At 61.8% G+C, this 16,374-nt stretch carries 17 protein-coding genes; 10 read left to right on the plus strand and 7 right to left on the minus strand.

Annotated elements, in window-relative coordinates:
* Positions 1-9 precede the first annotated feature (9 nt).
* Entirely contained in the window at positions 10-795 is a 786-nt protein-coding gene (locus tag INHI_RS0100385) for a class I SAM-dependent methyltransferase (protein ID WP_027246318.1), read from the plus strand.
* A complete protein-coding gene (locus INHI_RS0100390) occupies positions 795-2,255 on the plus strand; it encodes a hypothetical protein (RefSeq protein WP_027246319.1) in 1,461 nt (486 codons plus the stop codon). Before INHI_RS0100385 ends, INHI_RS0100390 begins: the two co-directional genes overlap by 1 nt.
* 72 nt (positions 2,256-2,327) lie before the next feature.
* Here INHI_RS0100390 and nadC read toward each other — a convergent pair whose 3' ends face one another.
* The 3 genes from nadC to nadA are packed head-to-tail and all read right to left on the minus strand — an operon-like array spanning position 2,328 to position 5,899.
* The gene (gene nadC, locus INHI_RS0100395; RefSeq protein WP_014880970.1) at positions 2,328-3,182 is read right to left on the minus strand and encodes a carboxylating nicotinate-nucleotide diphosphorylase; all 855 of its coding nucleotides are present in this window, start codon (positions 3,180-3,182) and stop codon (positions 2,328-2,330) included.
* On the minus strand, positions 3,179-4,843 hold the full coding sequence (locus tag INHI_RS0100400) for an L-aspartate oxidase (RefSeq protein ID WP_027246320.1): 1,665 nt from the start codon (positions 4,841-4,843) through the stop codon (positions 3,179-3,181). The genes nadC and INHI_RS0100400 overlap by 4 nt, the downstream gene beginning before the upstream one ends.
* A gap of 3 nt (positions 4,844-4,846) precedes the next feature.
* Entirely contained in the window at positions 4,847-5,899 is a 1,053-nt protein-coding gene (nadA, locus tag INHI_RS0100405) for a quinolinate synthase NadA (protein WP_027246321.1), read from the minus strand.
* Between the two features lie 347 nt (positions 5,900-6,246).
* On the opposite strand from nadA, the gene INHI_RS0100410 reads away from it, so the two are divergent.
* The 3 genes from INHI_RS0100410 to INHI_RS0100420 are packed head-to-tail and all read left to right on the plus strand — an operon-like array spanning position 6,247 to position 8,473.
* On the plus strand, positions 6,247-6,951 hold the full coding sequence (locus INHI_RS0100410) for an ABC transporter permease (RefSeq protein ID WP_027246322.1): 705 nt from the start codon (positions 6,247-6,249) through the stop codon (positions 6,949-6,951).
* A complete protein-coding gene (locus tag INHI_RS0100415) occupies positions 6,948-7,673 on the plus strand; it encodes an ATP-binding cassette domain-containing protein (RefSeq protein ID WP_014880966.1) in 726 nt (241 codons plus the stop codon). The genes INHI_RS0100410 and INHI_RS0100415 overlap by 4 nt, the downstream gene beginning before the upstream one ends.
* Positions 7,670-8,473 carry an ABC transporter substrate-binding protein gene (locus INHI_RS0100420; RefSeq protein WP_027246323.1) on the plus strand — a complete coding sequence of 268 codons (804 nt, stop codon included), beginning with the start codon at positions 7,670-7,672 and terminating at the stop codon, positions 8,471-8,473. The genes INHI_RS0100415 and INHI_RS0100420 overlap by 4 nt, the downstream gene beginning before the upstream one ends.
* A 79-nt stretch (positions 8,474-8,552) precedes the next feature.
* Here the strand turns inward: INHI_RS0100420 and INHI_RS0100425 are convergent, their stop codons facing one another.
* The 3 genes from INHI_RS0100425 to apbC are packed head-to-tail and all read right to left on the minus strand — an operon-like array spanning position 8,553 to position 10,814.
* Positions 8,553-9,029: a DUF6505 family protein gene (locus tag INHI_RS0100425; protein WP_027246324.1), complete on the minus strand. Its 477-nt coding sequence runs from the start codon at positions 9,027-9,029 to the stop codon at positions 8,553-8,555.
* Entirely contained in the window at positions 9,029-9,736 is a 708-nt protein-coding gene (locus INHI_RS0100430) for a DUF4444 domain-containing protein (protein WP_027246325.1), read from the minus strand. The genes INHI_RS0100425 and INHI_RS0100430 overlap by 1 nt, the downstream gene beginning before the upstream one ends.
* Before the next feature lie 13 nt (positions 9,737-9,749).
* Positions 9,750-10,814: an iron-sulfur cluster carrier protein ApbC gene (gene apbC, locus INHI_RS0100435; RefSeq protein ID WP_027246326.1), complete on the minus strand. Its 1,065-nt coding sequence runs from the start codon at positions 10,812-10,814 to the stop codon at positions 9,750-9,752.
* Between the two features lie 177 nt (positions 10,815-10,991).
* On the opposite strand from apbC, the gene INHI_RS0100440 reads away from it, so the two are divergent.
* On the plus strand, positions 10,992-11,726 hold the full coding sequence (locus INHI_RS0100440) for a hypothetical protein (RefSeq protein WP_254656802.1): 735 nt from the start codon (positions 10,992-10,994) through the stop codon (positions 11,724-11,726).
* Positions 11,727-11,755: 29 nt separating this feature from the next.
* Here INHI_RS0100440 and INHI_RS0100445 read toward each other — a convergent pair whose 3' ends face one another.
* On the minus strand, positions 11,756-13,705 hold the full coding sequence (locus INHI_RS0100445) for a 4Fe-4S binding protein (protein ID WP_027246328.1): 1,950 nt from the start codon (positions 13,703-13,705) through the stop codon (positions 11,756-11,758).
* Between the two features lie 393 nt (positions 13,706-14,098).
* Between INHI_RS0100445 and INHI_RS0100450 the strand changes: the two genes are divergently transcribed.
* The 4 genes from INHI_RS0100450 to INHI_RS0100465 all read left to right on the plus strand — a co-directional run bounded on the left by INHI_RS0100450 (position 14,099) and on the right by INHI_RS0100465 (position 16,338).
* Positions 14,099-14,635: a DUF3305 domain-containing protein gene (locus INHI_RS0100450; protein ID WP_027246329.1), complete on the plus strand. Its 537-nt coding sequence runs from the start codon at positions 14,099-14,101 to the stop codon at positions 14,633-14,635.
* The gene (locus INHI_RS0100455) at positions 14,632-15,342 is read left to right on the plus strand and encodes a DUF3306 domain-containing protein (protein WP_014880958.1); all 711 of its coding nucleotides are present in this window, start codon (positions 14,632-14,634) and stop codon (positions 15,340-15,342) included. Before INHI_RS0100450 ends, INHI_RS0100455 begins: the two co-directional genes overlap by 4 nt.
* A gap of 103 nt (positions 15,343-15,445) precedes the next feature.
* Positions 15,446-16,087, plus strand: a complete 642-nt coding sequence (locus INHI_RS0100460; RefSeq protein ID WP_027246330.1) for a TorD/DmsD family molecular chaperone — start codon at positions 15,446-15,448, stop codon at positions 16,085-16,087.
* A 59-nt stretch (positions 16,088-16,146) separates the two neighbouring features.
* Positions 16,147-16,338 carry a twin-arginine translocation pathway signal protein gene (locus tag INHI_RS0100465; protein WP_014875663.1) on the plus strand — a complete coding sequence of 64 codons (192 nt, stop codon included), beginning with the start codon at positions 16,147-16,149 and terminating at the stop codon, positions 16,336-16,338.
* The last annotated feature ends 36 nt before the right edge of the window (positions 16,339-16,374 follow it).

The following is a 16,374-nucleotide window of genomic DNA, read 5'->3' on the forward strand; positions in this document are numbered from 1 at the left end:
TGGCAAGAAATGTCGCATGTGTATTCGAATGAATTCTACGACTACATCGAGGCAGGCGCGCGCAGCTCGGCGAAGGCGCTGATCGCGGCGGTGCAGCCCTGGCTTGGCGCGCGGAGCGTGCTGGATCTGGGCAGCGGGCGCGGTGTCTGGCTGAGTGAATGGGCAAGTTCCGGCGTTGAGGACATCGCCGGGGTGGACGGTGATTATGTGGATCGTGCCCGTCTGGCGATCCCGGCGGCGTGTTACCATGCGGCGGATCTGACCGGAGATTTTGATCTGGGGCGGCGGTTCGAGCTGGCGCAGAGTCTGGAGGTTGGTGAGCATCTGCCGACGGCGGCCTCCGAAACCTTGGTTGCGGGGCTGACACGCCATGCCGACCGGGTGCTGTTTTCGGCGGCTGTTCCGGGGCAGGGCGGCGAGTTTCATATCAATGAACAGCCGCTGTCCTTTTGGCAGGACCTCTTTGCCGCGCGGGGCTATCGCGCGTTTGACTGCGTGCGCCCGGCCCTGAAAGAGGCGGCGGGCGTGGAGCCCTGGTATCGTTACAATACGGTTCTCTATGTGAATGAGGCCGGGCGCGTGGACCTGCCTGAGGAGGTCCTGGCAACCGAGATCCCGGCAGGCCAGAAGGTGCAGCCTGCAGGCAGTATTGGCTGGCGGTTGCGCCGGGGTGTTGTCTCTGCGATGCCCGAGGCGATGGTGACTAAGATCGCCCAGGCGCGTGCGGCTGTCATTGCGCGACAGGCACGGGCTGCGGGTCTGGTGAGTGCCGGTTCAGCAAAAGGGACAATCTGATGACACTGGTGATGGACAGCCCGGTAGTGGCGCCACGACAGGGTGTCTGGCCCTTGGCAGCGACGATCGCGGTGGCCTTTGTCGGGCTGCTGATTGCGGCAGCGTTTCAACTGCCGGACCCGTTGATCCGTCACGATGATTACCCTGCGCTGTTTGGCGATGCGGAAACCTACTACGTTAAAACCCTGACTGAGGGGCGTTGGGTCAACTATCTGTGGCATTTGCGCGAAACACTGCTGCCAAGCTGGGGCAACTACCTGATCTACAACGCGCTTTGGGCGGTGGTTCTGGGATGCCTTGCGCATAATGCGCTGGGGGGGGAGGCGGCGCTATGGCGCAAGGGCGCGGTGGCGCTGATTGCCGGGTTGTCTGCGCCGGCACTGCTGATTTCACTGTGGTTCAATACGTTGATCCCCGGCATGGCGATCCTTGCCATCTATGCGTTGGCGACCACGCATCTGTCAGATCGGACGTGTCGCTGGCTGCTGGTGCCCTTTGTGCCGCTGGCGCTGACCGCCTATACCACCTATCCGTTTTTCCTGCTGGCGCTGTGTCTGACCCGCGCCGATACGCAACGTTCAGCGAAGGATCTGGCGGCGTTGTTGGGATTATTCATCCTGTGTTTCGCACTGGCGATGGCGTCGATCTATACGCTGAACTATCTGTTCCACGGTGTCTTTGGCATCCCGATGGCGGAGTGGCGGACGCCGAACCCGGCCCATGATCTGGCGTCATTAATGGAGAATATGGGCCTGATCGGGAGCTTTCTGACCAGCTCTGCGTCGCTGGTGTCGTTCCACTTCCTGCCGCTGACCGTATTTCAGATGGCGCTGTTTGGCTGGGCCGTCTGGCTGGTCGGCAAATCCGATCCCTGGCGCGCGATCTATCCGCTGGCGGGGATCTGCCTTGGGATGGGGTTGATTTTTGTGCAGACGATCAAGACCGGTATCACCCTGCCGCCGCGTGTCTCCGGGTTTGTTTGGCTCTACTATGCGGTGCTCCTGGGGCTCATGTCGCAGGAGCTGGCGGCGCGTGGCGCGGGCTGGGACCGCATCGGGCGCAATCTTCTGGCCTTTGTCGCGCTGATCTATCTGGCGTTCAATGTGCTGCAACATCGCGATGTGACGGCCTGGCAGGCGGACAGCCGCAGGATGGTGGCGCAGATCACACCGGCGGATGGCCCGATCTATGTCAGTGGCACCTATCTGTCGCTGCCGTCGGGGGAGAAGTCGGGCCTGCAGCATGATCTGTCGGTGGCCTTCCGTCTGACGCAGCTGACCGGGCGGGATGTGGTGATCTGCGCGATGACACCAGAGGCCTGCGCGCATCTGCCGGAAGATGTGCAAGCGGGCGCCAGCGGTGCGCAATATGAGGTGCGCAATCTGGACGTGGGCAGCGTGATCATGCTGTCGGCCACCCCAATCCGCGAGGCGGCATATAACATTCCCGATGGGGGATGAGCAGATACATCAGGCGAAACAAAAACGGGGGCCTCAGCGCCCCCGTTTACACGTCAGATCCGGTGTGTCGGCTCAGAAGTCGAGGCCAAGATCCAGCGTCTGCGCGGAATGGGTCAGCGCACCAGAGGAGATGTAGTCAACACCCGTGGCGGAGACCTCAGCAATACGGTCGCGGCGCATATTGCCGGAGGCTTCGGTCACGAGGTGGCCCTTAGCCATCGCCACAGCCTTCGTCAGGGTTGGCGTGTCCATATTGTCGAGCAGCACCACATCGGCACCGCCGGTTTCCAGAACTTCCTGCAATTGGGCGAGGGTATCGACTTCGATTTCGACCTTCATCATATGGCTGACATTGGCCCTTGCGGCGTGCAGAACGGCTGCAACGCCACCAGCGGCGGCGATATGGTTGTCCTTGATCAGGATCGCATCGGACAGCCCATAGCGGTGATTGTAGCCGCCGCCATGCAGAACCGCCTGTTTCTCTACCATGCGCAGGCCGGGGGTGGTCTTGCGAGTACAGGTGATCCGGGTCTTGGTGCCCGCGGTTTCAGCTACGAAGGAGGCCGTCAGACTGGCGATGCCAGAGAGGCGGCCCGCAAAATTCAGCGCCACACGTTCACCCGACAGAATAGACGCGGCCGAGCCTGCGATGGTCATCAATGTCTGGCCGGGAGTGCAGGGCTGGCCATCCTGCACCAAGGTTTCGATCTTGAGCGTCGGATCGACAAGGTGAAAGGCGATGCGGGCAATCTGCATACCCGACACCACGCCGGTGTCGCGCGCATTGAGCCGCGCCTCGTAGGTGGTCTCTGCCGGGATCACGGCACGGGTGGTGACATCACCGCTTTGGCCAAGGTCTTCCAGCAGGGCAGCGCGGACAAGCGGTTCGATGATCAGATCGGGGAGAGTGGCGAAAGACGGGGTCATGTCGGATCCTGAACGGCGGCGGCACGGATGGCGCGGGCCTCGGTGAGGGTGATGTGGGTGCGATGGGCCTGCGCAGGGTCTGCCTCAGGGTAGTCGTCGCGGAAATGGCCACCACGGCTTTCGCGGCGGGCCAATGCGGCGGCGGCGATCAGCGTGGCGGTGGCGCACATATTGGCAAAGCTCTCGTCGTCACCGTGCTCTGTCAGCAGCTGTTCGATGGTGACAAGAGCGGTTTTCAGCCCGGCTTCGTCCCGCCGGACACCGACATGGGCCGTCATCGTCTCGCGCAGGCGAGCGACGGCGCTGGCGGGGGCGGCAGGCGTGGTGGCGGGAGCAAAACTCAGCGAGACTTCTGGCGGGGTGGCCGTCTCCGTGGGGTTAGGACCCAGTGCCTCGGCAATGTCCTGGGCGGCGGTGCGGGCATAGACCAGCGCCTCCAGCAGACCGTTGGAGGCGAGGCGGTTGGCACCATGCAGCCCGGTTGAAGAGGCTTCGCCACAGACCCAGAGATGGGCGAGACTGGCGCGGCCCTGCATGTCGGTGTCGATGCCGCCCATGTGATAATGGGCCGCAACCGCAACGGGGATAGGGTCCGCAACGGGATCAATACCGGCACGCGCACAGGTTTCCGCGACGGTTGGAAAACGGGTCAACACCTCGGCGCCCAAGGCGTCGCGCGTGTCGAGCATCGGGCGGCGGCCAGCCTGCGTTTCGGCAAAAATCGCGCGGGCGACGATGTCACGAGGGGCCAATTCGGCGTCCGGGTGCGCGGCCAGCATGAAGCGGATGCCGTCCTTGTTGATCAGCGTGGCGCCATCCCCGCGCAGCGCCTCGGTGGCAAGCGGTGCCGGGTCTTCACCAATATCAAAAGCGGTGGGGTGGAACTGGACAAATTCAGGATCGGCAATGCGGGCACCGGCGCGGGCGGCAAAGCCGATCACCTGGCCCCGGATGCGGGGCGGGTTGGTGGTGTGCGCAAACAGCCCCCCGGAACCGCCGCCTGCCAGCAGGATCGCGGGCGCACGGATCAGCACGGGAACGGAGGTGCCGCTGGCGTCACTGACCCAGACACCGGTGACGCGGTCGTCTGCCACCTCCAGCCGCACGGCCTGGGTACCCTCGTGCACCTGAACCGAAGGGGTGGCCCGCACGGCGGCGATCAGGGTTTCCATGATCTGCCTGCCGGCCTGATCCCCTTTGACACGTACGACCCGGGCGACGGAATGCGCGGCCTCGCGGCTCATGACAAAGCCACCATCAGCAGTGCGATCAAAAGGCGTGCCAAGGTCGGTCAGGTCCAGAATGTGATCTTGCGCCACCTTGGTGACCATGGCGGCGACCTCGGCATCAACCGTTCCGGCACCGGCGCGCACCGTGTCGGTGGCATGGGCGGCAGGGCTGTCGGCCTGATCCATCGCTGCGGCAACGCCGCCCTGCGCCCAGGCGGAACTCGCGCCTTCGCCGAGGGTCTCGGGCGAGATCATCAGAACAGGGCGCGGCGCCAGTTCAAGCGCGGCATAGAGCGCGGCCATGCCGGCACCTACAATGATCACACGGTCGGTGTCACAGCTGGCGGTGGCTTCGGTCAGGGCCTGAACCCTGACCTGAGCTTCTGCTTGATTTGCGGCCGTATCGGTCAGTTTGGCACCGGGGGTGTCCAAGGATCAGATCCCCAGTTTCTGGCTGAGATCAATCATCCGCTGCACCGCCACGCGGGCCTGCTCTGCCACTTTTGGATCTACCTCAACGGGTTCCGACATGGTGTGCAGCGACCAGAGGATCTTCTCCAGCGTGATCTTCTTCATGTAGGGGCACATGTTGCAGGGGCCGACAAAATCCACCTCGGGCAGCTGATCTGCGATGTTCGAGGCCATCGAACATTCGGTAATCAGCATCGCCTTTTCGGGTTTTTCGTCGGTGACATATTTGATGATGCCGCTGGTGGAGCCGGAGAAATCGGCCTCATTCACCACATCCGGCGGGCATTCAGGGTGGGCGATCAGCCGGGTGCCGGGGTTCCATTCGCGGAAGTCACGCAGATCCTTGGCGGTGTATTGCTCGTGCACGATGCAGGAGCCCTCCCACCAGACGACGTTTTTCTGCGGGACCTGCTGGGCGATGTTCTGCGCCAGATACTGATCCGGCGTCATGATCACAGTCTCGCTCTCCATTGCCGCCACAATCTGGGCCGCGTTGGAGGAGGTACAGCAGATATCGGAGGCGGCTTTGACCTCGGCTGTGGTGTTCACATAGGTCACGACCGGCGCGCCGGGATATTTTGCGCGCATCTCGGCGATGCCGTCGGCAGTGATCGATTCCGCCAGCGAGCAGCCGGCCTCCATATCGGGGATCAGCACGATCTTGTCGGGGCTCAGGATTTTCGAGGTTTCGGCCATGAAATGTACGCCACATTGCACAATCACGTCGGCCTCGACTTTGGTGGCCTCCATAGCGAGCTGCAGGCTGTCGCCCACCACATCTGCAACCCCGTGGTAGATTTCCGGTGTCATGTAATTATGTGCCAGAATGACGGCGTTGCGCTCTTTCTTGAGGGCCAGAATGGCCGCAACATAAGGCGCGTAGGTGGCCCAATCGATCGGGTTCACCACCCGGTCCATATTGGCGTAGATCCCGGACATCTCTTCGGCCAGAGCCGGATTTGGCGCAAGGTCATAGTGGTTGGCGAGCTGATCGCGCATGGTTTGCAGATCGAACATGGCATTTCCTCAAAGCTGCGCCAGAGATGGCACTTTGGGAAAATCTTGTTTCATGTTCGCATTTAGCACGCAAGCAAGTGTCCCGACTTAATTGCGATCAAGGGCGGAATTCCTGCCTTTGATCGGCGTCAATCCGGCAGGATCGGCAACCCGCGTGGATGCTTCTGCCAGAGACCTTGTGTCCGTCCGGTGATGTCAGCGCAAACGGGGCAGGGTCAATTTGTCCAAATTTCGCGATGGGTGACGTTTTTGTCTATTGGGCGGCTCGATATTGTGGTTTGCACAGAACCAACACGCAGTAGAGGGAAGCGGTAAGACCGGTCCCATAGGGGAGAAAATCCGCTTCCATGTCTGATCTCTGGGAAGGATTGGTCCAGGCCTTTTGGCTGGTGGTCACGCTGGATAGCGATCTGGTGGAGATTACGCTGCGCTCGCTTCGGGTCACTTTGACCGCGTTGCTGGTGGCTTCAGTCATTGCGCTGCCCTTGGCGGCCTTGTTGGCGGTTCGACGGTTCCGGTTGCGGCGGGCAACTATTGCAGTGCTCAATGCACTGATGGGGCTGCCGCCGGTGGTCGTTGGGCTTGTGGTCTATGTGATGCTGTCGCGGGCCGGACCGTTTGGCGTGCTGGGGCTGTTGTTCACTCCGACCGCGATGATCATCGCGCAGGTGATCATTATTGTGCCACTGGTGGCCTCCATTGCGCATCAGTCGCTGCGGGATCTGTGGAGCGATTACCACGACCTGCTGATTTCCCTGAACGCCAGTCAATTCCAACGGATCTGCACGCTGCTCTGGGATGGGCGGCGGGCCTTGCTGACGGCGGCGCTGGCAGGATTCGGGCGTGCCATTGGCGAGGTCGGCGCGATCATGATCGTGGGCGGCAATATCGACCACGCCACACGGGTGCTGACGACGGCGATTGCGCTGGAAACCGGCAAGGGGGATTTTGCCATGGCGCTTGGCCTTGGCTTTGTGCTGATCGCGCTGGCGGTGGCGGTGAATTTGACCATTCACTGGCTGGGCAAGACCGAAAGTGAGGGGCGTTGGTGACTGGGGCGAACACTCTTTTCCCGCTGGTGGTCGAAACCGCGCAGGTGCGTCGTCGCGGCAAGACGCTGATCGGCCCGGTGGATTTGCGGCTGGACGGGCAGGGGACGACCATCGTGATCGGGCCGAATGGGTCGGGCAAAACGTCGTTGCTGAAGATGCTGCATGGTATTCTGCGGCTTGGGCAGGGGCGGATCAGCTGGGGCTGTCCTATGGCGGAAGCCCAGCGGCGCCAGGCCTTTGTCTTCCAGACACCGGTGATGATGCGCCGCTCGGTGGTGGAGAATATCGCATATCCGCTGCGGCTGAATCGCGTGTCGCGCAAGGTCGCGCTGGCGGAGGCTGAGATCTGGGCCGAGCGGATCGGGCTTGGCGGGGATGCATTGCAACGGCCTGCTGTTCTGCTGTCTGGCGGGGAACGGCAGAAACTGGCCCTGGCGCGCGCGCTCATTCGTAAGCCGCAGTTGTTGTTTCTGGATGAACCCTGTGCCTCGCTCGATGGGCGAGCCACCCGCGAGATTGAAGAAATACTGACCGAAGCGGCAGCGTCGGGCACCCGGCTGATCATGTCGACCCACAATATGGGACAGGCGCAGCGGCTGGCAGACGAGGTGCTGTTTGTACTGCATGGCCAGATTGCCGAATTTTCAGCGGCGGAGGCGTTTTTTGCCCGGCCGCATACCGAACAGGGACGCGCATTTCTAAGAGGAGATATTGTCGAATGAAACGGATTATGCTGGGGGCTTTGGCCGCGCTGGCGATGGGAACAGCTGCGCTGGCGGAGGAGATGAAGCTGGCGGTGACCACCTCCTTCCACAACTCCGGTCTGGCCGAGGTTCTACTGCCTGAGATCAAGGCCGATCTGGGGCTGGAGGTGCAGCTGTTGGTGGTGGGCACCGGTCAGGCGATCCGCCTTGGCGAAGCGGGTGATGTGGATGCGATCCTTGTGCACTCCAAAAAGGCGGAAGAGGCGTTTCTGGCCGGGGGCAATGGCACCCATCGCCGGGAGATCATGTATAATGATTTCGTCTTTGTTGGCCCTAAGGCGGACCCGGCGGGCGTTGCAAAGGCAGGCTCTGCGGCCGACGCCTTGCAGAAGGTTGCCGCCTCGGAAGCGGCCTTTGTCAGCCGTGGCGATGACAGCGGCACTCACAAGAAAGAGCTGAGCCTGTGGAACTCTGCCGATCTCTCCCCGGAAGGGTTTGGCGATTGGTACAATGCTGTGGGGGCAGGTATGGGCGCTGCGCTGAATACAGCCTCCGGCATGGGGGGCTACATCATGTCAGACCGGGCAAGCTGGCTCAACTTTGCCAACAAGGGCGATCTGGCACTGCTCTATTCCGGCGATCCCGTGCTGTTCAATCAATATGCCTATCTGCCAGTGAACCCGGACAAGCACCCGCATGTGAAGACGGATCTGGTGGCCGATCTGGAAGCCTGGCTGGTGTCGGACAAAGCCAAAGAGCTGATCAACAGCTATCAGATCAACGGCGAAGCACTGTTTGTGTTCAACGCCCAGCAGTGATCTTACGCCCTGATTGGTGTATGAAATAGAAGACGCCGCGCGGGTTTGCGCGGCGTTTTTCCTTGTGTGCCGTGCGCGTTCAGTCGTCCGTCACGTGAATGGCGAACTGCTCCAGCCCTGCGTCCTGTGCCTCAATCGCGCGATAGCTTTCCTTGACACCGGCATCTGTCAGCTCGCGCATGACGGTCAGCAGGGTGTTGGGCGCGTGATCCGCGCAGAGGTCGGCCATATGGGCCAGCTCTTCCTCCGCCACGGGGCGGGCGGTGTCCGCATTCGGGGCCCCATAGTAGCTGACAAAATGCTGTGCCAGCAAATCGGTGAGCGTGGCCAATTCTCCCTCTTCGATCTTGGTCACCGCGACAAAGGTGGCGCGCCCGCCGGTTTCCAGCCCCATCCAGCCATTTGCGAAGGCCTGGCGCTGTTTGCCGGTCAGATCCGCCTCTTCCCAGTTGGAAAACTCAAACCCGCCGGAAATGCACCACTCGCCAGTGCGGGCCGGGCTGGCAAAGACGTTCTGATCGCTTTCGTCGAAGTGAATGGCGCGGGCAAGCTGCATCATGGGGTCTCCAGTAGCGTGGTGAGGGGAATCATGTGGGTGGTGGTCTCGTCCCGCAAAAGCAGGCCAAAGTCCTCATCCACCCCGAGAAACGTACCGGTCCGGCCCGCGTGGGTTATGGTCTCGCCGATGTCCTGCGCCAACCCGCGCCAGGTGCTGTGAACCGGTTCTGCTCCGGTGTCTTCCCAACGGTTGATCCAGTGCAGCGCGTGGCGCGCCCAGCTTTCCAGCAATTGCCCGGCATCCACATCAGCGCAGCCCTCGGCATAAAGCGCGGTGTCTTCGGGACGATCGCCGGTTTCCCCGTCGCTCGGCGGCCAGAGTGGCAGGTCGAGGCCAATGACCAGCCAGTCTGGCACCTCGGACGGGGTGGTGGTGCTGGCGGCGGCGCGCAACCGGCCACAACGACCGCCATTGATACGCAACCCGCCGTCCCATTGCAGGTGCACGGCAACTTCTGGCGGGGCCAGCGCGCCTAGGGCATTTTGCAACGCGATAGCGCAGACAGGCAGCATGGTCATCGCGTGCTGCAATGCCACCTCTGGCGCAAAGACGAGAGCCGCCTGCAAACGGTCATGCGCGAGGTTATGCACGACCAACCCGGCGTCACAGCCCAGCACCGCCTTCTGACAGGCAAAGGCAAAGGGATCCTCCGCGCCGCTGAGGGCCAACCCTGCCATCAGAGGCGGAAAGCTCAGTTCGCTCATGTCCGCCACCGGATCAGGCCTGACCCTTGGCGATCAGATCGGCGGCCAGATCGTGGAACGCCTTGGCCTGCGCGCTGTCGGGCTTGCTGACCGCAATGGGCGCGCCGCCATCAGCGGCCACACGTACGTCCAGATGCAGCGGTATTTCTGCCAGCAGCGGCACGTTCAGTTTTTCGGCTTCGGCCGCAACGCCGCCATGGCCAAAGACATGTTCCTCATGCCCGCAGTTGGAGCAGATATGGGTGGACATATTTTCCACCATGCCAATGATCGGGACGTTGAGTTTCTGGAACATATCGATGCCCTTGCGGGCATCGATCAGGGCGACGTCCTGTGGGGTGGAAACCACGATGGCGCCGTCCACATGGGCCTTTTGTGCCAGCGTCATCTGCACGTCGCCAGTGCCCGGCGGCAGGTCGACGATCAGCACGTCCAGCGCACCCCATTGCACCTGCATCATCATCTGCTGCAAAGCGCCCATCAGCATCGGACCGCGCCACACAACCGCCTGATCCTCGTTGGTCATCAGGCCGATAGACATCATGGTGACGCCATGGTTGCGCATCGGCAGAATGGTCTTGCCATCGGGGCTGGCAGGGCGGCCAGAGACACCCAGCATCCGCGGTTGCGAGGGGCCATAGACATCGGCATCCAGCAGTCCAACACGACGTCCCTGAGCCGCCAGAGCGCAGGCAATATTGGCCGAAACAGTGGATTTGCCAACGCCGCCCTTGCCAGAGGCAACTGCGATAATACGATCCACGCCTGGGATTTTCTGCGGACCTTGGGGCTGAGCCGGTTTGCTCCCCTTCAGATCCGGGGGCGCCTTGGCAGAATGTGCGGTCAGCATGGCTGAGACTTTGCCTGCACCGGGCAGCGCCGTCACCTTGGCGTCGGCCTCATCGCGCACGGGCGTGTAGATGTCGGATTTTGCCGGATCAATTTCCAGAACAAAGCGGACCGTGTCCTCTTCAATATTGAGCGCGCGGACAATGCCTGCGGCGACGATATCGCTGCCGGACACGGGATCCTTGATGGTCTTGAGCGCTTCGAGGACGATTTCACGAGTGAGGGCCACGCCGGGGTTGCTCCTTCCTGTTACCAGCTTGTTTCAAGCTGTCTTGTTTGTGGTTGGTTACCTGCGGTGGCGTTTGCCCCGACTGCAACAGTTCTTGACGAAGATGTAGATGGTTTCCTAGCATTTCATATGGTCTGGGTATGCACTCTTTTGCGCAAATATGCGGGAATACTGGTCTTGCTGGTATTTGCCGTTTCGATGCAGCCGGTGATTGCCATGGCACAGAGTGATCCGCGCAGGGTCCGGCTGATTGCGCCGCAGGCGCTGATCGACACCGGGGTGCTGGGGTTCATGCTGCCCCGATTTTCCCTGAAAACGCAGGTACGCGTTGAACTGGTCGATACGGTTGCCACGGCTGAGGTCGCATTGGGGCAGACTGGTCAACCGGTCATGGCGGGGCAAGGCGTTGTTTGGCATCTGGAGTTGATCACCCCGGATCACACAGGGGCGCAGCGGTTTGCGGATTGGCTGACCTCTGACGTGGGCAGGCGCACGCTTGCAGCCTTTGCCCCCGACGGCACACAGATGTTTCAAGTACCAGAACAGGCCGCCGCGCAGGTCGAGGTGGTCGCATGGGAAGGGGACGCCGGGCTTGGGTATGATTTGTCCAAGATCCATTGTGGGCGATGCCATGCGGTGGATGAGGGTGGACGGATCAACAGCATCGGTTCGACTCCGTCGTTTTACGTTCTGCGCAGCCTTGCGGATTGGGAGCAGCGGTTTCAGGCGTTCTATGCCTTGAACCCGCACCCCGCCTTTACCCAGGTCGCTGAGGTCACGCCGCCCTTCGACGAGGCGCGACCCTCGCCGATCGTCCCGGTGGAGATCACTCTGGATGAGCTGGAGAACATCCTGGCCTATGTGGCGGTACTGAGCCCGGCGGACCTGGGCGCGCCGCTGGAGCATAAATAGGGGCGTCATTGTCTCTTGGTCCGTTGGGCTCAATGGTCCTTGCGCTTGCTGAGATAATCATCGGTCGTGCGGACCTTGGGGCGATCCGCGCCCGCGAACGGAGAATTCTGCTGGTGGAACTGCGCATTGACGCGGCAGTCGTCGCACATCTGGATCATCCGTGCGGCATCCGGGTTGGCAAACATCGAATGTTTCCCAGCCAGCTTCTCGGTGATTTTGTCGATGGTTGATTTCACCCCGAACAGTGATCCACATTCGACACAGGCAAAGGGTTCTTCCTCGTGCAGAACCGCTTGTGACAGCGCATCCGAGGTGAGGTTCAGGCGCGGTTCATAGGTGATGGCATCCTCAGGGCAGATCGTGGCGCAGAGACCGCATTGCAGGCAGGCATCCTCCTGAAACCGCAGCTGTGGCAGGTCCGGATTGTCGCCAAGCGCACCAGAGGGGCAGAGCGAGACACAGGAGAGGCACAGCGTGCAGTTATCGGACGACACCAACACCGCACCATAGGGTGCGCCTTCGGGCAGCGGCAGCGTTTCCGCCGTTGGTACCAGTGCTTTGGCGGCCTGGCGGGTGATCTGGCGGCGTGTGCCCATCGGGCGTTGTAGTGTTTCGACCTGTACCTGGGGCGCGGCGACGTCAAACAGATGATCGCTTAGGGCATCGGGATCCGCCACATCCAACAGATGGACATGCGGTCCCGCAATGGCCGCAGCGAGGGCGATTTCATGCTCTTGGACGTCGCGCTCGGCGCGTGGTGAGAGGAGAATGGAAACCTCGCCACACCCTGCGGCCAGCGCCGCCAACGTCTCTGCGTGACCAAAGCTGTTGAGGGCTTCGACATTCAGCGGGATCACATCAGCGGGGAGACCACGGCCACAACGTGCGGCCAGCTGGATCATCTCGCCGCCGTGATTGTCGACCACCAGCAAGCGAGGCGCGCGGCCCCCGGCGTCAAGATAGGTTTTGGTCAGGGTCTGAATGCGCCGCATCAGCGCATCTGTCGGCGGCGCATCATAGGTGATGGCCCCCGAGGGGCAGAGCGAGGCACAAGAGCCGCAGCCGGCACAGATCATCGGATCAATACTGACATGGTCGCCAGCAGGGCTGATCGCGCCGGTCGGGCAAATATCCAGGCACCGGGTGCAGCCGGTCTGACCTGCGCGCGAATGGGCGCAGAGCAGGGGTTCGGTCCGCACATAAAGCGGCTTCTCAAAAATGCCGACCAGTTGACTGGCGGCCAAGGTAGCCTCAGCGACGGCAGGGGCAGATTTTGGGTCGGCCCGCAGGTAGCCATCGCGTTTTTCAGGGGCCGGAAACAGGGGTTGGCCGCCGCGCAGGTCCAGAATGATATCGCAGATCGACTGGCCGCCATTCCGGGCCTCGCCCCATGTCCAGCTACGCCCGGTGACATCCAGCTGTTGCAGCTGATCGATGGTGACGGCGAATTGCCCCAATGCGCCCTTGGCATGGCGCAGCTGGCCGGAAATCACGTCATAGGCGCGGCTGTGCGGTGGATCATGCGGGGTGTCGAGCAGCACCGTGACTGCAAGGCTGTCCTGCAAGCGTTCGGCCGCTGCAAAGGCCACATCCGGCGCGCCGAGGATCAGGCACAGCCCCTCGGAATGGATATCGATTGTCTTGGCCGAAGCAGGAGCGAGCGTCGCCTCGGCGATCAAGGCGGTCATTTTGGGCAGTGTTGAGGCGGTATCTGCGGTCCAACCGGCCCGGTCGCGCAGGTCGGTGAACCCTGGTGCGGGGGCGTCGATTTCTTCTGCCAGAGCCTCGAAAATACGGTGCTCCTGCGCGCAGCAAATAATTGCATCCCCCTGCGTCAGGGCAGCAGCGGCCTGATCGATCTCGTCTGTGCAAAGCGCTGAATGAAGCTTGGAGCAGGGCAGGCCGGTGCTGCCCGACAATGCCTCGGAATCGATAGATTGCGATCCAGCACAATCACATAAAATCAATGTCTTAGGCATGGGTTCCCCGTGTATTCAGTGGTCGCTCAGGGCAGCGTAAATCCGCCGCCTTGCGCTCAGACTAGGCATGTTTGCGCAAGCAGGTAAACCGCAATTCGCAACGTGAAGGGGGCTCTGTTCCCGGCAAATCAAGCCGGTGATTCGCGGCACAGGCAGCCTGAGTTGTCCCAGCGTTAAGCCTGAGTGAATTAGTCGAAATAGACTTTTCGTCCGGGCTGTCCTGCGGTGCCATATCCGGCTGGTCAATTTGACCATTGATGTTGATTTAATGCGCCATCAGCAAAAGTTATCTTTCGGCACGGCTCGGGAATGCGGCACTGTTGGTGCATCCGAATTCATGAGCAGGGCTTTGACTTGGCCGAAACCGTAGATCGCAGTGCAAAGACGTGTGTGATGCCGCTGGGTGTCGTGGTGCGGCGCCAGCCGGGTGTGACGCGTTGGGCGCGCTGGTCGTGGAAGGTGACCTCGGTTCTGCCTGGGGCAGCGCCAGCGGATTGGCAGCTGCTGCGTGAAGCGGGTGAGATCAGCGAGTTTCACGCCGCCACATTGCCGCTGGAGCTGCACCGGAGTGAAGCTGAGGCCTATCTGCACGGTCTGACCGCCGAGCCGCCTTGTATCTATGTAATCCTGCGCGATGGCGCATCGGAGGAGCGGCCGCTGGATGTGCTCTTGGTGACGGCCTCGCCCTACGAGGCGCAGGACTATGCTGACAACGGCGAGGATCTTGTTGAAAAAGTGCCGATGCCAGATGGGCTGGTGGCCTGGATCCGGGATTTCGCACAGCTGCATTTCCATGATGAGCCGTTCAAGAAACGGCGCCGGGATCGGGTGAAAACCGATGCGAATGAGGACGGCATTGGGGATCCGCGCATTTCGCAGCTGACCGACGTTTATCGGTCACCCACGATGAAGAAGGCGCGCCTGTCATGAGCGGGGGTAATTTCTGGTCCCAACGACGCGCGAAGGTCGCGGCAGAGCAGCAGGCGGAGGTCGTCGAGGCCGCAGCCGCCGCACGCGCGGCAGAAGTGCAGGCGCTTGAGGAGAAGAGCGACGCCGAGATCCTGGAAGAGCTGAACCTTCCGGATCCGGATCAGATGCAGCAGGGGGATGATTTCAGCGTTTTCCTGAAAGAGACCATTCCGGCGCGGCTGCGGACCCGCGCGCTTCGTCGTTTGTGGATCAGCAATCCGGTGCTCGCAAATGTCGATGGCCTTTTGGACTACGGCGAGGATTTCTCTGACAGCGCCATGGTGATCGAGAACCTCCAGACCGCGTATCAGGTGGGCAAGGGCATGACGGCCCATGTTGAGGAGCTGGCGCGCCAAGCCGAAGAGGCCGCCACCGCCGAGGCTGCGACGGACGAGACGGACATCGCCGATGTGCAGGAGGCCGATGTGGCGGCGCTTGAGGAGGATCCAGGTGATGAAACCGCGGTTGCGATGTCCACCACTCGCCCGCCAACAACGGCACTGCGCTCAGCCGAGGACGCGGTCGAGGTGGAGCCACAGGATGCCGCGCAGGTGTCAGCGGATGCGGCTGTAGCAGTGGTCTCAGACCTCGAACCTGCGCCAACGGCCACGCGGCGGATGCGCTTCCGTTTCGCAGCCGAAACCCATGGCGACGGGGGCGTCACATGATGTCGCCGCGACACATCTGCCTTTGCCTCGGTCTGATGCAGGCCGCTGGCAGCAGGTTCCCCAAAGAGATGCCCCAAAGACCACGCGTGTTGAGGAGACACCTATGACCGCCGAGCAAATCCAGACAGAGACAACCGCCCAACCACTGGCGGCACCGCGCGACGAGGATCGTTTGCGCGCGGATCTCTACAACTTTCTGGGGCTGATGCTGGCGACGCCGCCGGATGAGATGCTGCTGACCCAGATGGCGTCGCTGACTGGGGATGACAGCGATCTTGGCACTGCCATCAACGCGCTGGCGAAACTGGCCAAGCTGACCAAGCCGGCGGCCGCAGAGCGAGAATTCAACAAGCTGTTCATCGGTATGGGGCGCGGTGAACTGTTACCCTATGCCAGTTACTATCTGACAGGTTTCCTGAATGAAAAACCGCTGGCGGCCCTGCGGCAGGACATGGCGGTACGGGGCATGACCCGCGCCCAGAACGTCTATGAGCCGGAGGACAACATTGCCTCTCTGATGGAGATGATGGGGGCACTGATTGCGGGCAGATTTGGGGACGCCGCGCCGTTGAGCGACCAGAAACAGTTCTTCAACAAACATATCGGCCCCTGGGCCGGGCATTTCTTTTCCGATCTGGAGGCGGCCAAGAACTCGGTTCTTTATGCCGCTGTCGGTGCTGTGGGCCGGGTGTTCATGGAAATCGAAGCCGAAGGATTTCGGATGAGCGCGGAGCAATCCGCCTGAGCCGGGCCGGTGCGCCGGCCCATAACCCCGTGAACCAACCATTTGAGGAGGAGGATCACATGACCAGAAAGACCGAGGAGGCCACCAGCCGCCGCGACTTTCTCAAGCTGGCAGCGACCACAACGCCGATTGCGGCGGTGGCGGTTGCAACGACCGGCGGAACGGCCGAGGCGGCCGAGCCAGACCTGACATCAGAGGTGATGCAGGACACCGCGCATACCCGCGCCTACTACGACAGCCTCCGGTTCTGACACACCGGTGATGTATGAACGCCCACGGCGACTGGT

This window comes from Phaeobacter inhibens DSM 16374 (genome assembly GCF_000473105.1).
Taxonomy (GTDB): Bacteria; Pseudomonadota; Alphaproteobacteria; order Rhodobacterales; family Rhodobacteraceae; genus Phaeobacter; species Phaeobacter inhibens.